The sequence below is a fragment of the Sanguibacter sp. 25GB23B1 genome (assembly GCF_040012415.1).
Taxonomy (GTDB): domain Bacteria; phylum Actinomycetota; class Actinomycetes; order Actinomycetales; family Cellulomonadaceae; genus Sanguibacter.
The window spans coordinates 22,227-35,202 of sequence record NZ_JBDYKL010000026.1 but is presented as its reverse complement, the minus strand read 5'-3'; the positions used below and the strand labels follow the sequence as shown (position 1 = coordinate 35,202).

At 71.3% G+C, this 12,976-nt stretch carries 14 protein-coding genes and 1 pseudogene; 10 read left to right on the top strand and 5 right to left on the bottom strand.

Annotated features, from left to right (window positions below):
* Positions 1-14 precede the first annotated feature (14 nt).
* Positions 15-1,037 carry a DnaJ C-terminal domain-containing protein gene (locus ABKW26_RS14080; protein ID WP_348594407.1) on the top strand — a complete coding sequence of 341 codons (1,023 nt, stop codon included), beginning with the start codon at positions 15-17 and terminating at the stop codon, positions 1,035-1,037.
* Between the two features lie 2 nt (positions 1,038-1,039).
* Positions 1,040-1,426, top strand: a pseudogene (locus ABKW26_RS14075) (helix-turn-helix transcriptional regulator); the annotation flags it as partial.
* Between the two features lie 122 nt (positions 1,427-1,548).
* On the opposite strand, the gene ABKW26_RS14070 reads toward ABKW26_RS14075, so the two are convergent.
* The gene (locus tag ABKW26_RS14070; RefSeq protein ID WP_348594406.1) at positions 1,549-2,301 is read right to left on the bottom strand and encodes a phosphotransferase; all 753 of its coding nucleotides are present in this window, start codon (positions 2,299-2,301) and stop codon (positions 1,549-1,551) included.
* A 209-nt stretch (positions 2,302-2,510) separates the two neighbouring features.
* On the opposite strand from ABKW26_RS14070, the gene ABKW26_RS14065 reads away from it, so the two are divergent.
* Positions 2,511-2,816 (top strand): DUF1540 domain-containing protein, encoded by a 306-nt coding sequence (locus ABKW26_RS14065; protein ID WP_348594405.1) that lies wholly within the window; start codon positions 2,511-2,513, stop codon positions 2,814-2,816.
* A gap of 79 nt (positions 2,817-2,895) precedes the next feature.
* Here the strand turns inward: ABKW26_RS14065 and ABKW26_RS14060 are convergent, their stop codons facing one another.
* The gene (locus ABKW26_RS14060) at positions 2,896-3,639 is read right to left on the bottom strand and encodes a hypothetical protein (protein WP_348594404.1); all 744 of its coding nucleotides are present in this window, start codon (positions 3,637-3,639) and stop codon (positions 2,896-2,898) included.
* A gap of 217 nt (positions 3,640-3,856) precedes the next feature.
* Here ABKW26_RS14060 and ABKW26_RS14055 point away from each other — a divergent pair, with 217 nt between their 5' ends.
* On the top strand, positions 3,857-7,297 hold the full coding sequence (locus tag ABKW26_RS14055; RefSeq protein WP_348594403.1) for a sigma-70 family RNA polymerase sigma factor: 3,441 nt from the start codon (positions 3,857-3,859) through the stop codon (positions 7,295-7,297).
* Here the strand turns inward: ABKW26_RS14055 and ABKW26_RS14050 are convergent.
* Both ABKW26_RS14050 and upp read right to left on the bottom strand, forming a co-directional pair.
* Positions 7,288-7,680, bottom strand: coding sequence for a hypothetical protein (locus ABKW26_RS14050; protein WP_348594402.1), 393 nt, complete (start codon positions 7,678-7,680; stop codon positions 7,288-7,290). The genes ABKW26_RS14055 and ABKW26_RS14050 overlap by 10 nt on opposite strands.
* Before the next feature lie 243 nt (positions 7,681-7,923).
* Positions 7,924-8,562, bottom strand: coding sequence for a uracil phosphoribosyltransferase (gene upp / locus ABKW26_RS14045; RefSeq protein WP_348594401.1), 639 nt, complete (start codon positions 8,560-8,562; stop codon positions 7,924-7,926).
* 68 nt (positions 8,563-8,630) lie between these two features.
* Here upp and tadA point away from each other — a divergent pair, with 68 nt between their 5' ends.
* The gene (gene tadA / locus ABKW26_RS14040) at positions 8,631-9,101 is read left to right on the top strand and encodes a tRNA adenosine(34) deaminase TadA (RefSeq protein WP_348594400.1); all 471 of its coding nucleotides are present in this window, start codon (positions 8,631-8,633) and stop codon (positions 9,099-9,101) included.
* Here the strand turns inward: tadA and ABKW26_RS14035 are convergent.
* Positions 9,064-9,921, bottom strand: coding sequence for an NAD-dependent protein deacetylase (locus tag ABKW26_RS14035; RefSeq protein ID WP_348594399.1), 858 nt, complete (start codon positions 9,919-9,921; stop codon positions 9,064-9,066). The two genes, tadA and ABKW26_RS14035, sit on opposite strands and share 38 nt — an antisense overlap.
* 43 nt (positions 9,922-9,964) lie before the next feature.
* Here ABKW26_RS14035 and ABKW26_RS14030 point away from each other — a divergent pair, with 43 nt between their 5' ends.
* The 5 genes from ABKW26_RS14030 to ABKW26_RS14010 all read left to right on the top strand — a co-directional run bounded on the left by ABKW26_RS14030 (position 9,965) and on the right by ABKW26_RS14010 (position 12,915).
* On the top strand, positions 9,965-10,435 hold the full coding sequence (locus ABKW26_RS14030) for a hypothetical protein (protein WP_348594398.1): 471 nt from the start codon (positions 9,965-9,967) through the stop codon (positions 10,433-10,435).
* A gap of 137 nt (positions 10,436-10,572) precedes the next feature.
* Positions 10,573-11,019, top strand: coding sequence for a hypothetical protein (locus tag ABKW26_RS14025; RefSeq protein WP_348594397.1), 447 nt, complete (start codon positions 10,573-10,575; stop codon positions 11,017-11,019).
* A gap of 31 nt (positions 11,020-11,050) precedes the next feature.
* Positions 11,051-11,344, top strand: a complete 294-nt coding sequence (locus ABKW26_RS14020; RefSeq protein WP_348594396.1) for a hypothetical protein — start codon at positions 11,051-11,053, stop codon at positions 11,342-11,344.
* 120 nt (positions 11,345-11,464) lie between these two features.
* Positions 11,465-12,442: a hypothetical protein gene (locus ABKW26_RS14015; RefSeq protein ID WP_348594395.1), complete on the top strand. Its 978-nt coding sequence runs from the start codon at positions 11,465-11,467 to the stop codon at positions 12,440-12,442.
* A complete protein-coding gene (locus tag ABKW26_RS14010) occupies positions 12,442-12,915 on the top strand; it encodes a hypothetical protein (RefSeq protein WP_348594394.1) in 474 nt (157 codons plus the stop codon). Before ABKW26_RS14015 ends, ABKW26_RS14010 begins: the two co-directional genes overlap by 1 nt.
* Positions 12,916-12,976 lie beyond the last annotated feature (61 nt).

Below are 12,976 nucleotides of genomic sequence, written 5' to 3'. Positions count from 1 at the left end.
CGGAAGGAGGCGCCATGACCGGTCAGGACTGGATCGAGAAAGACTTCTACGCCGCGTTGGGCGTCTCGAAAGACGCAGACGACGCCGCGCTCAAGAAGGCGTACCGCAAGCTCGCCCGCAAGTACCACCCCGACCAGAACGCGGGGAACGTGGCAGCGGAGAGCAAGTTCAAGGAGATCGGCGAGGCGTACTCCGTCCTCTCCGACCCGGAGCAGCGCCAGCAGTACGACGCCATCCGCGCGATGGCCGGCGGCGGCGCACGCTTCGCCGCAGGCCCCGGCGGTGCGGGCGGACGAGGCGCCGGCGGCTTCGAGGACCTCTTCGGCGGCATGTTCGGCGGCGGCGGAGCCGGCGCAGGCAGCCGCACCCAGTACTCCAGCCCGGGCGGCATGCCCGACGGCTTCGAGGACATGCTCAGCGGCATGTTCGGTGGCGGAGCCGCGCCCGGTCGGGGAGGCCCGACAGGCTTCCGACCCAACGCGCGCGCCCAGACCGGCCAGGACATCTCGGCGACCACGACGCTCCCGTTCCGGGACGCGATCGAAGGGTGCACCGTCACCCTCGGCGTCGACGGCCGCTCCGTCACAGCGCGCATCCCCGCCGGAGTGCGCGACGGTCAGAAGATCCGCCTGCGCGGCAAAGGGCGCCCCGGCGCCGGCGGCGGCCCGGCGGGAGACCTCGTCATCACCGTCGCCGTCACCCCGCACCCGGTCTTCACGGTCGACGGTCACAACCTCCGCGTCACCGTCCCGGTGACCTTCGCGGAGGCGGCCCTCGGCACGCAGGTCGAGATCCCCACCCTCAGCGGCACGACCGTCAAGGTGCGCGTCCCGGAAGGCACCCCCTCCGGGCGCGTCCTGCGCGTCAAGGGCCATGGCGTCAAGACCGCGAAAGAGACCGGCGACCTCCTCGTCACCGTCCAGGTCGCGGTCCCGCAGAAGCTCTCCAAGGAGGCCCGCGCCGCAGTCGAGGCGTTCGCCGAGGCCACGAGCGGAGAGAACGTCCGAGCCGACCTGAGCGCCCGAGCGAAGGAGTGACCATGCGCGTGGAGATCGTGTTCGACGACCTCGAGCCGGGAGCCACCGGCGGGTCCCGTGACGACGAGCCCGTCTTCGTGATCTCACGCGCCGCAGAGCTCGCAGGCATGCACCCGCAGACCCTGCGCCAGTACGACAGGCTCGGGATCGTCTCGCCGGGACGGACCACCGGCAGGGGTCGGCGGTACTCCCGGCGAGACGTGCTGCAGCTCATCGAGGTCCAGCGCCTCAGTCAGGACGAGGGCATCAACCTCGCCGGGATCAAGCGGATCCTCGACCTTCAGGCCGAGGTCCGCCGCCTCGAGCACAAGGTCGAGCTGCTCGCCGCCGCCGCAGACCCCGGGTCCCGGGTCTTCACCGCTGCAGCCTCCGGAGACGTCGTGGCCGTCCGCCCGAGCCCCTGGTCGCGGCGTCGCGGGCACCGGCGCGGCGAGGCGACCACCGAGCACGTCCCCGAGCGTTCTGCGCTCGTCCTGTGGCGCCTCAGCGCTGAGGGCCCCGACCGGCGGACTCAGCGCCGCGCGAGCTCCTGCTCGACGATCACGCGTGCGCGCGGGATGAGCTCGAGCTCCTCCGGGTCGACGGTCCGGCTCCGCGCCCGGTGCTCCGCGGCGTCGGCGACGTGCTCGCGGAAATCCATCCCGCTGAGGTCGGTGAACGTCCGCAGCATCGCGTGAGCCGGGCGCGCGTACTCGTCACCGTCGGCGACGATCTCCGCGAAGACGAGCGCTGTCATGGCGAGGTCGAGTCCTGCAGGACCGAGGCCGGCCGACTCCCAGTCGATGAGGAACGGCCCGTCGCTCGTCATGAGGACGTTCGCCGGGTGCAGGTCGAGGTGGACGATGCACTCGCCCCGTCCGACGACCCGGGAGGCCACGCCGCTCGGGGGCAGCGGGAGCGCGTGCAACGTCTCGTGCAGGTCGAGGAGGATGCGCACGCCGTCGGTGATGCCGACGTCCTGGACATCGAGCGCCTGCAGGAGCGTCGCACCGTTGAGGCGCTCCATGATGAGGTCGGGGCCTTGCGCGTGGACCACCCGTGCAGTCGGGAAGTGCTCGGCGTTGAGGTGACGGATGAGGTCCACGTTCCGGAACGTGTCGTCTCGGTCGTGGAGGCGGCGGACCACCTCGGTGTCGTTGAGCAGGTAGACGTCCGACGAGCGTCCCCGAGTGAGCAGGTGAGAGTCGTCGAGGACCGGCAGCGCCCCGTCAGGGGTCGTCGAGGGGGTGTCGTGGCTCGTCCGAGGGCGGGCGTCAGCGTCCATACGTCGACCGTAGCCCCTGGCCGGGCGTCGTGCAGGGGATGCCGACAAATGAAACGCCCGTATATCTAAATCAATGACGCGCCATGCATTGTTGGTGAGCCTTTCCTGGCTATGCGTGAAATGCGTTCCGGGCTTACCGTGGATAGACGATGGGACAGTGCGCGACGGCTCGTCAGGCACCGTTCTCAGCCCCGACCACCGGAGGAACCATGACCTCGCTCCTCGATCTCCCGCACGTCAGCGACTGCACCGTCTCCACCTGCGGATACAACCACGACGGCTGTCACGCCGGTGCCGTCACCGTCGGTGGGCACGGCCACGCGGCGGAGTGCGCCACATTCATCCCGCTGTCCGTCAAGGGTGGGCTCGACAAGGTCGTCGGCCAGGTCGGCGCGTGCCAGCGCGGCGAGTGCGTCCACAACGAGTCGCTCGAGTGCCACGCGGACTCGATCCGCATCGGCGCCGGCTCCTCTGCGGACGAGCTCGCAGACTGCCTGACGTACGCCCCGCGCTGACACCCCGCGCTGACACCCCGCGCCAACGCTCGGCGCACCGTCGCTCGGTGCGCCGGCCGCTCGAGCGTGCGTCGAGCGTCTAGCGGCCCAGCCGGCCGAGCAGCGTCGTTCCCTCGGTAGCGGTCGCGGGCAGGGTCTCGATCCAGATCCGGGGCGGTCGGCGCAGGATCGTCGACACCCCGAGATCGCCCGCGTCCTGCTTGATGAGGATGCGGAGGTCGTCGAGCGTCGCGAGCAGCTCGTCGTCTCGCTCGACGAGGACCGCGAACGTGCCTCCGCCGAGGGAAGCCATCGGATGGCTCGGGCCGAACGTGTCGATGAGGGTGCGACCCATGCTCGCGGAGCGGGCGATGCGCTGCCACGGAGCGACCTGGTCCAGCCCGACGTCGACGACGACGAGGGCGTGGGACTCGCTCGCGGCCGTCCCACGGAGGCGGGCAGAGCCGTAGACCTCCGCCAGCCGCGCGGCGAGGTGCCCCACGGTGTGCAGCCCGGTCTCCGGGTCCGTGCAGCCCTGGGCGCCGAGCGGCGCGTTCTGACCCTCCGCCCAGCCGCTGCACAGCGCGCGCAGCGCCGCACTGACGTCGGTGCCACCGCGCGGGCCGAGCAGGCACATGAGGTCGTCGATGGTCTCGCCGATGCTGCACCCGTTGTGTGCGCGGGCCAGGCCCAACCGTTCGCACGCAGGCAGCGACGTGGTCCCGTCCGCGAGCGCCTCGACGATCGCGTCGACGGCAGGGTGGTACCAGTCGTCCTCGTGGAGCCAGACGGTCTGCAGGCTCGTCGCGCGCCACTGCTCCCGCAGGGCGTCAGTAGGCGGCAAGGCGCCCTCAACGAGGATGTCCACACTCTCTGAGACGTCTCCGGGTGACGATCATGACGCGCGTTCGTGTGAGAGCTTTCTTACTTTCGCCGATTGCACCCTATCCTGAGTGATAACGGCATCAACTGCACCTCCCACCGATTTCGGCGCGGGGCACGCGCGGTGCCGAGGGTCAGGATCCGACCGGGTCGAGGAGCGAGCGTCGAGAGCGGGCACGGTGACGGACGAGCACGAGTCGGCATGGGGCGCTGGGTCCTCGGACGCTGAGCTCATCGCGGCGGTCCGTCTCGGTGCCACCGACGCCTTCGGGGTGCTCTACCAGCGGCACGCGACCGCAGCGCGCACCGTCGCCGGGCAGTATCTCCGCTCGACGGGCGAGGCGGACGACGCGGTGGCGGACGCCTTCACCAAGGTGCTGGCCATCCTCTCCGCTGGAGGCGGACCGGACATCGCCTTCCGTGCCTACCTGTTCACCGTGGTGCGTCGCCTGGCCTACGAGATGGTCAACGGAGCCCGCCGGACCCAGCCGACCGATGACATGGCTGCCTTCGAGTCCGCTCTCGGCCCGCTCGCCTCCACGGAGGAACCGGCGCTGCGAGGCTTCGAGCGCACAACCGTCGCGCAGGCATTCCAGTCGCTCCCCGAACGCTGGCAGTCCGTGCTCTGGTACTCCGAGGTCGAGGGCCTGGCCCCGGCCGCGATCGCACCGATCCTCGGGCTGACGGCCAACGGGGCTGCGGCGCTCGCGTACCGCGCGCGCGAGGGGCTGCGCGAGGCGTACCTCCAGCAGCACCTCTCGAGCGTGCCGGCCGACGAGTGCCAGCGGGCCAACGCCCTGCTCGGGTCGTTCGTGCGAGGCGGGCTCGCCAAGCGAGAGACCGCCGTCGTGGAGCACCACCTCGAGGACTGCAGCGAGTGCCGGGCGCTCGTCCTCGAGCTCGGCGACGTCTCGCACGGCATGCGCGCCGTCATCGCACCACTCGTCCTGGGCCTCGCGGGCGCTGGGCTGGTCGGGACCGCCCTGCCGACCTGGGGTGCCGCGGCCGGCGCCGCGACCGGCCTGACGGCGACCGGGCTCGCGACCGTTCCTGCGGGGGCGGCCGGTGGCGGCCCGGGAGCCGGCGCGGCCGGTGGGTCGACGGGTGGCACCTCCGCCGGAGCGGGCGGCTCGGCTGCAGCGGGCGGGACCGCCGCCGGTGGTACGGCGGCCGGAGCGGCGACGGCCGGCGGGCTTGCCGCGATGGTCGCGGCAGCGCCCGCGCTCGTGCTCGGCATCGCGGCCGTCGTCGTCGTGGCCGCGGGGATCGGGGTGGCCGCGCTCATCGGCGTGATCGGCGGGGACGACGACCCGGTCGCCGACCCAGCGGCGTCGAGCGCCTCCGCGGACCCACAGGACGGTGACACCGACAGCCAGGGCGCGGACGACGACGGTGCCGACGTGCCGACTGCCGACCCCTCGGATCCGACCACGATCCCGACCGTGCCCGACGGCACCGATGCCGACGACGACACCGCGGACGAACCCGGCACCGACGACGGCACCTCGAGCGCCACCCCACGGACGACCACCCCACGGCCGGCCACGCCGACGGTCCCGCCGACCGTCGTCACGCCGGAGGACACCGCCCCGGCCCCCGTCGATCCGGCGCCCGTCGACCCTGCACCGGTGGACCCGACCCCGGTCGACCCGGCACCGGTGGACCCGACGCCCGTCGACCCGACGCCGCCCGACGTCAGGCTGAACCTCGGGGCGGACCTCACGCTCATCCCCGGTCAGGGCAACTCGCTCCAGCTCTCGATCGAGAACTCCGGCCTGAGCGCCGTGGCGGACGTCGGGCTGGAGCTCACTCTCCCGAGCGGCCTGGCCTTCGTCCCGGACGGGTCGTCACCCGGTGGCGTCTTCGGGCCGCGGACGGCCATGGTCCGGGCGGGCGACTGGACGTGCCTCGCCACCGGGGCGGTCGATGCCACAGCGGCGACCACCGTGCGCTGTGACCTCACCGAGATGGAACCGGGTCTGGCGGACCCGCTCACGCTCACCGTCTTTGCGGAGCGCAGCACCGGGCCGGTGCGGATCACGGCCCAGCTGTACGTCGGTACCGAACCCGTCGGCGGGCCCGAGACGCTGGAGTGCGAGGTCGCTCTCGAGCCTGCACGCCTCGATGTGGGCGTCATGCCTGTCGCAGAGCTCGTCGCCGGCCGGCCCGGGCACCTCGCGGTGAGCGCGTCCAACCTCGGTCAGGAGCCCGCGACGGGAGCGAGCGTCGACGTCCCGCTGCCGGCGGGCAGCGGGGTCACGTGGCGCGCGGCCGGGGGCGTCGTGCATCCGTCGGCGGGCTCGTCGGACGGCTGGACCTGCAGCGTGTCGACCTCCGGCGGGTCTGTCGCGTCCTGCACCACGACCGGTGAGATCGTCGGTGATGCGTCCTCGACGCTCCTGCTGCCCGTGGACGTCGCCGTCGGCGCGACCTTCGAGGGCGACATGGTCCCGGTCGTCGGTCACGACGCCGCACCGGAGAGGCCGAGCACGCCTCGCCCCCTCACGGTGGTCGCACGCGGCCTGTCGGCCGCTGCGCTGCTCGAGGGCCCGCTCCAGACGGCGCAGGTCTCCGGTGGCGTGAGCGAGGCTGTCGCCCTCCGTGTCCCGGTCGGTGCGACGGTCCGTCACGCCGAGGTCGTGTGGAGCGGCTCGGACGCCGAGGGGATGCCGGCCGACGCGCTCGCGAGCATGGAGCTGCGGGGCGACGCGGGTGGTCCCGCGACGCTGTCGCTGGCCGGCACGGCCGTGACGCTCGACCCGCCCGGCGAGGGCTACTGGGCGGCGAGCGACGTCACCTCGGTGCTCGCGGCTCACGCGACAAGCGGTCGGTGGGCTCTCGCTCCGGCCGCAGGGATCATGGCGCCGACCGACCTGCGCTGGTCGCTCACCGTCGTGTACGACGTAGCCGGTCAGCCGACGTCGTCGGTCGCGGTCCTGTCCGGACCGCCGTCGATCGGCGTCACCTCGGCCGAGCGGACCCTCGTCCTCCCGGCCGACGGACCCGTCAAGGTGGCAGCGACCGCGGTCGGCCGCGCCGACGCGCCGGCCCGCCTGCTGGCCAACGGCGCGGTGCTCCCCGTGGTCGGTGGCAGCGACGTCGTGACGTACCGGTCGTCGAACCTCCTTCCGCCGACGGTCGGCTCGGCCGCGCCCCTGGCGTTGAGCCTCATGCTCCCGGCAGGTGCGTCGGGCGCGCTCGATGCCGTCGTCGTGCACTCCTCGTCCGACCTGTCGGCGGCGGGGCCGCTCGACCAGGTCGAGGGAGCCGTCGACCCGGGCATCGGGCTCGAAGCCGTGCAGTTCGAGGGGGCAGGGTTCGTCTACTGGGTCGGCCTACGCAACCGTTCCGGCGTGGACCTGGCTGCGACGACCGTGACGTTCGGACACTCGGGCGACAGCGTGTCCTTCACCGGGCCCGCGTGCACGTGGTCTGGTGCGAGCGTCACCTGCCCGGTGGGACCGCTCGGCGCCGGGCAGCGCCGGGAGCTCCCCCTCCTGCTGCTGACGACGGCGGCAGCCATCGATTCTGGCGGATTCGCCTACTCGGTGACCGGGACCGACCCGCTGACGGGCGTGCCGTTCGTGTCGGACGGCGTGATCGTCCGCGCTCAGGGCTGAGAAGCTCGGGGAGCCTGTTCGGTCGGCGCGTCGTGCTCGGGCCACGACGTGTGCGCGATGATCTCGAGCTCGGCGAGCCGGGTGCGCAGCGCGCCGAGGTCGGAGGGAGGCCCGGTCGGGTCCTCCGAGCTCGCGAAGGACAGCGCGGTGAACGTCTCCGCGGTCGGCAGGAGCTCACGGGCGAGCTCACCGAGAGTCTCAGCGAGCTCGATGAGCTCCGCGGTGTGGGGAGACCGATCGTCCGGGTCGATGCCGACCCAGAGGAGGAAGCCGCTCTGCGACGGCGGGTGCGGCAGCCGTGAGGTCCCTGGCGCGTGCGAGGGTCGGGTGGTGCGGGTCGGGGCGTCGTGCAGGGAACGCGGACGTAGGCGGGTGGCGGCCATGAGGCTCTCCGGGCGTGCGTGGGGTCCCTGAGGAAGGGACGTGTCGGTGGGGTCTGAGGGTGTCAGGACCGACAACACGCAGCACCGCGCGCGACCGTGACGAGGCGCACCGTGGCGGTGGCTCGAGCAGGAGGCGGGGTGGACATGGACCAACACTTGCAGGTGATCGTCCGGGCGGCCAGCATCTGCGGCGGACGTCTCACATCGTGACTCGGACCGGCCCGGAGGCCGGAGCGGGTCGGGTCAGTCGACGACGCCGTAGAGGCGGTCTCCCGCGTCACCGAGCCCGGGGACGATGTACGCCTTCTCGTTGAGGCGCTCGTCGACGGCCGCGACGACGACCTTGACGTCCACGCGGTCGCCGATCGACTTCTCGAGGACCTCGAGCCCCTCGGGCGCCGCGAGGAGGCACACGGCGGTGACGTCGCGTGCACCACGGTCGAAGAGGAAGTCGATCGCTGCGACGAGCGTGCCGCCGGTCGCGAGCATCGGGTCGAGGAGGAAGCACTGGCGACCGGTGAGGTCGTCGGGCAGACGGTTGGCGTACGTGACCGCCTCGAGGGTCTGCTCGTTGCGCTGCATTCCGAGGAAGCCGACCTCGGCGGTCGGCAGGAGGCGGGTCATGCCGTCGAGCATGCCGAGACCGGCGCGCAGGATGGGGACGACGAGCGGGCGGGGGTCGGCGATGCGCGTCCCCACCGTCTCGGTGACCGGCGTCGTGATCGTGTGCGGCTCGGTGCGCACCTCGCGCGTGGCCTCGTACGCGAGGAGCGTGACGAGCTCGTCGACGAGGAGCCGGAAGGTCGGCGAGGCCGTCTCCTGGTTGCGGAGGACGGTGAGCTTGTGGGCGACCAGCGGGTGGTCGGCGACGTGCAGGCGCATGAGAGAACGGTACCGCGCTCACCCCGTGGCCCACTGCCATCCGGCCGCTCGCTGCCATACTGGCGCCCATGCACCACGACGGACGCTACGGCTGGGCGATGGACCTCGCGCTCGACGAGGCGCGGCTGGCCCTCACGACGGGCGACGTGCCCGTCGGCGCCGTGGTCGTGGGACCGGACGGCTCCGTCGTCGGGCGAGGTCACAACGCTCGCGAGGCGACCGGCGACCCGACAGCCCACGCCGAGGTGATCGCCCTGCGCGAGGCCGCGACCGCGGTCGGGGAGTGGCGGCTCGAGGGCTGCACCCTCGTCGTGACGCTCGAGCCCTGCGCCATGTGCGCCGGAGCGATCCTCCTCGCGCGCGTGCCGCGCCTCGTCCTCGGGGCGTGGGACGACAAGGCCGGGGCGACGGGCTCCGTGTGGGACATCGTGCGCGACCGCCGGATGAACCACCGGGTCGAGGTGCTCGGCGGCGTCCAGGAGACGGAGTGCGCCGAGCTCCTCAGAGAGTTCTTCGCAGGGCACCGACGAGAGCAGTGAGCACCTCGGACGTCCCCGCGTGAAGGCGCACGGTCGCGAGGTCGTCGCCCCGCGTGGCACCGCGGTTGACGATCGCGACCGGCTTTCCGGCCTTGTACGTGTGCTTGACGAAGCGGAAGCCCGAGTGGACGGTGAGCGACGACCCGGCCACGAGCAGGGCGTCCGCCCCGTCGACGATCTCGAACGCTCGCGCCACCCGCTCCTTGGGGACGCTCTCGCCGAAGTAGACGATGTCCGGCTTGAGCATCCCGCCGCAGCGCTCGCAGGCCACCGGGCGGAAGTGGGCGGTCGACTCGATGACGGCGTCCGCGTCGGGCGCGATCTCGATGTCGGCGACGTTCCCGATGCTCTCGACGAAGCCCGGGTTGGCGGCGTCGAGGCGCTCGGCGAGCGAGGCGCGCGAGACCAGGTGCCCGCACGCGAGGCAGACGACGCGGTCGAAGCTGCCGTGCAGGTCGACGAGCGTCCGGCTGCCCGCCACGCGGTGGAGCGTGTCGACGTTCTGCGTGACGACGCCGGTGACGACACCCGCCCGCTCGAGCTCCGCCAGAGCGAGGTGCCCCGCGTTGGGAGAGGTGCGCTGGACGTGGCGCCAGCCGACGTGGTTGCGCGCCCAGTAGTGGCGGCGGAAGGCCTCGTCGCCGATGAACTGCTGGAAGGTCATGGGGGTGCGGGGAGGGGAGTCGGGCCCGCGGTAGTCCGGGATGCCGGAGTCCGTGGACATGCCGGCACCCGTGAGGACTGCGACCCGGCGCCCGGCGAGGACCTCGACGAGCGGCGCGAGGTCGAGGTCGGTGCTGGGAGCGGTCGTGGTGTCCATCCCTTCCAGGTTACGACCGACGGGCACCGCGTAGGGTCCCGGTGTGACGAGACGAGCCAGGACCATCCTCCTTCTCGCCGCGGGCCTCGTCGCCGTCGGGGTGCTCGTGCTGGTCCTGCAGTACAGAGCAGCCGTGGCGGGCGGCTTCTTCGAGGCACGGTTCCCGATCGACCACACCTTCGACGCGGCCGTCCAGTCCGCGCTCGACGCCGACGCACCGACGGCGCTGAGCGATCTCACGGAGTTCCCGTGGGAGACGGTGACGGTCTTCAGCGTTCGCGTCACGCCCGAGCAGGCCGAGGCAGCGACGGGGGTGGACCTGCTCGACCGGGACTACTCCACCACGGAGATGCTCCTGGTCTTCTGTGGTGACGCGTCCGTCGTGCGGGTGCTTCCGTACACCCGTGACAACCTCGGGTACGGACCGCGCTCCACCTTCTCCGCGCAGGTCCAGGTCCTGGACAGACGTCTGAATGACGGCGCCGCGGTCGACCCACTGCCCCGCTGCAGCTGAGGTGCCGTGACGGGTCGCATGACCGTGCCGGTACCGGGGCGACCTCCGGCGCACGAGTAGAACTACGTGTGACCGGCCGTGCCCGCGCCCTTCTTCTGGCGGTCGGCGTTCTCGTCATCGGACTCGTGGTCGTGATCGTGATCGTGATCGTGGAGTACCGGGCTGCCGTCTCGGACGGGTATCTCGCAGCCGACGTGCCGATCGACCGCGCGTTCGACGACGCCCTGCACGCTGCGCTGGACCGAGAAGAGCCGACGCTCCTGAGCGACGTCACGGAGTTCCGGTGGGAGACCGTGACCGTCTTCAGCGTTCACATCACCCGAGCCGAGGTGGAGGCTGCCACCGGAGTCGACGTCCTGCGGGAGGACTACGAGCCCACGAAGACACTCTTCGTGTTCTGCGGTTCGCAGGCGGTGACTCGGGTGTTGCCCTACACCGGTGAGAACCTCACGTACGGGCCGCGCACCACGTTCGCGTCGGACGCGTATACGGCAGATGGGCGGCTCACCGACCGTGCCGACGGCGAACCAGAGCCAGCGTGCAGCGGAACGGCGACCCTCGTCGCACGTAGCATGGCGTCGTGATCGAAGCTCAGACGCGCCGTCAGGGCCCCGCGTGACCAGCGACATAGACATCGTCGTGTCAGGGGTCCTCGAAGGAGCCCGTGCGAGTCGCGCCGATCCGGCGCCGACGGCCGACCGCCGAGGCGTGGTGCTCGCCACCGCCCCGAGCATCTCGTCAGCAGCCGTGCGCGCCATGGAGCACTGGTGTGCACGTCTCGACGCAGAGGAGGCCTCGGCAGAGAGATCGGCCGACCTCCTTGTCGAGTGCGTCACCGCCTATGAGGTGGCAGACACGCTGGCGCAGTCCCGCATGAGCGCGCTCGGCGCGGTGTGGGCGCGAGAGTGACGTCTGAGGAGATCAACGGCTTGGACGGGGGCGGCCGGCGACGCCGCGCAGCGTCGTTTCTCCCGGCTCGCCGAGCAGGCGCTCGAGATCGGCACCGCGCTCGACGACTCCGTCGCAGCGGTGCGCGGCTACCACGACCAGATCACCGAGGCCCGGGCCGCCATCGTCGAGGTCCGAGCGCGGTACGCGCTGGTCTCAGCACGGATCGGTGCCCTCAGCACCGAGCGAACCGTGTCTCTCTCGGAGGGCGGCGCGACGGTCGGAACGGACGCGAGGATCCGAGCGACCGCGCTCCTCGACGAGGCGGCCGGGTGCGAGATCGCCTACCGAGCTGTCATGCGCCGCGTCATTGCCGCAGCAGACCACTGCAGCCAGACTCTGTTGGACCGAGCGGGCGCCATCCCCGAGGGTGGCGTCACGGTCGCCCGCGCAGTCGACGGGCGAACCGACGGTCGCGAGGACCCCAACGACCGGATCTTGCGGGAGTACCAAGTCACGGAAGACCCGGAGGGCCTGATCGACTGGAAGCCCTCGGGATTCAATGGATGGATCGCTTCGTGGTTCAGGGATCGTGACGAGACACAGCTCATGACGGAGCACGAGGGCAAGATGCTCGACGAGCGATCACCGGAGGACCTGTACATGCTCGAGAAGATCAAGAAGAGGGCGGAAGAGGAGGCGTCCGGCCGATTCGAGCCATCACCCGTCGGCCGGGGCAACAGCGATCACCTCGACGCGTTCCGCCATGCGTACTGGAGCGCAGAGCAGACGCAGTACCTCGGGTCCACGTGGACGGAGGAGTACACGACTTCCCACGAACGCACGGTCGACAACGAGCCCGAGCGAGAGGCCATGGACCTGTACAACAACGAGGTCGGGCGCCGTATCGCTGCTGAGAACAAGTTTCTCGATGAGGAGGACCTCGCTCAGAAGGTCGAGGATGCGATCGAGAACGGTGAGATGCTCGTCATCGGGCCGGGAGGCAGGCTCTACTGGTCCGATGAGGTCACGCAGGACGAGGCGGGCCAGCTACCGGCTCACGTCGACCCCGCTCCGGGCCACAGGAACGCCCCCGACCACCACAACGACTCGTACTGATGGTGTCCCGCCCGACGAGAGCTCGAGCAGGAGTCCTCGGTCTGGTCACCGTCGGGGCGATCGCGCTGGTCGTCCTCTTCCGCGGGGGTGTGGGAGGTGAGGAGCCGGAGTTCCCTGTTCGGGTCGACTGGGCTTTTGACGCGGCTCTCCTCGATGCGATCAAGGCGAGCGATCCGGTGCTCCTGTCCGAGACGACCGACTTCGCGTGGGAGACGGTCAGCGTGTTCAACTACGGGACCCGTCGTGGCACGGTCGAGGCGGCCACCGGTGTGGACATCCTCGATGACGATTTCTACATGTACACCGAGATGCTCCTGGTCTTCTGCGCTGACGAGAAGGTGGTGCGGGTTCTTCCGTACAGCAACGACAACCTCGGCTTCGGTCCGCGGACGACGTTCTCCGCGGAGGTGCAGATCGTCGACCGTCGCCTGGACGACGGCGCGAGTGCGGACCCTGCCCCTCGGTGCGGCTGACGCTGCGCCTGACGGCGCGCGAGTGCCTTGCGATGGTCGTGATGTGCCGGTGACGGCGTAG

Bases quoted from the DNA above. Each gene is read 5' to 3' on its own strand.
- ABKW26_RS14080 (WP_348594407.1), top strand. From the start codon at position 15: ATGACCGGTCAGGACTGGATCGAGAAAGACTTCTACGCCGCGTTGGGC.
- ABKW26_RS14070 (WP_348594406.1), bottom strand. From the start codon at position 2,301: ATGGACGCTGACGCCCGCCCTCGGACGAGCCACGACACCCCCTCGACG.
- ABKW26_RS14065 (WP_348594405.1), top strand. From the start codon at position 2,511: ATGACCTCGCTCCTCGATCTCCCGCACGTCAGCGACTGCACCGTCTCC.
- ABKW26_RS14050 (WP_348594402.1), bottom strand. From the start codon at position 7,680: ATGGCCGCCACCCGCCTACGTCCGCGTTCCCTGCACGACGCCCCGACC.
- upp (WP_348594401.1), bottom strand. From the start codon at position 8,562: ATGCGCCTGCACGTCGCCGACCACCCGCTGGTCGCCCACAAGCTCACC.
- tadA (WP_348594400.1), top strand. From the start codon at position 8,631: ATGCACCACGACGGACGCTACGGCTGGGCGATGGACCTCGCGCTCGAC.
- ABKW26_RS14035 (WP_348594399.1), bottom strand. From the start codon at position 9,921: ATGGACACCACGACCGCTCCCAGCACCGACCTCGACCTCGCGCCGCTC.
- ABKW26_RS14010 (WP_348594394.1), top strand. From the start codon at position 12,442: ATGGTGTCCCGCCCGACGAGAGCTCGAGCAGGAGTCCTCGGTCTGGTC.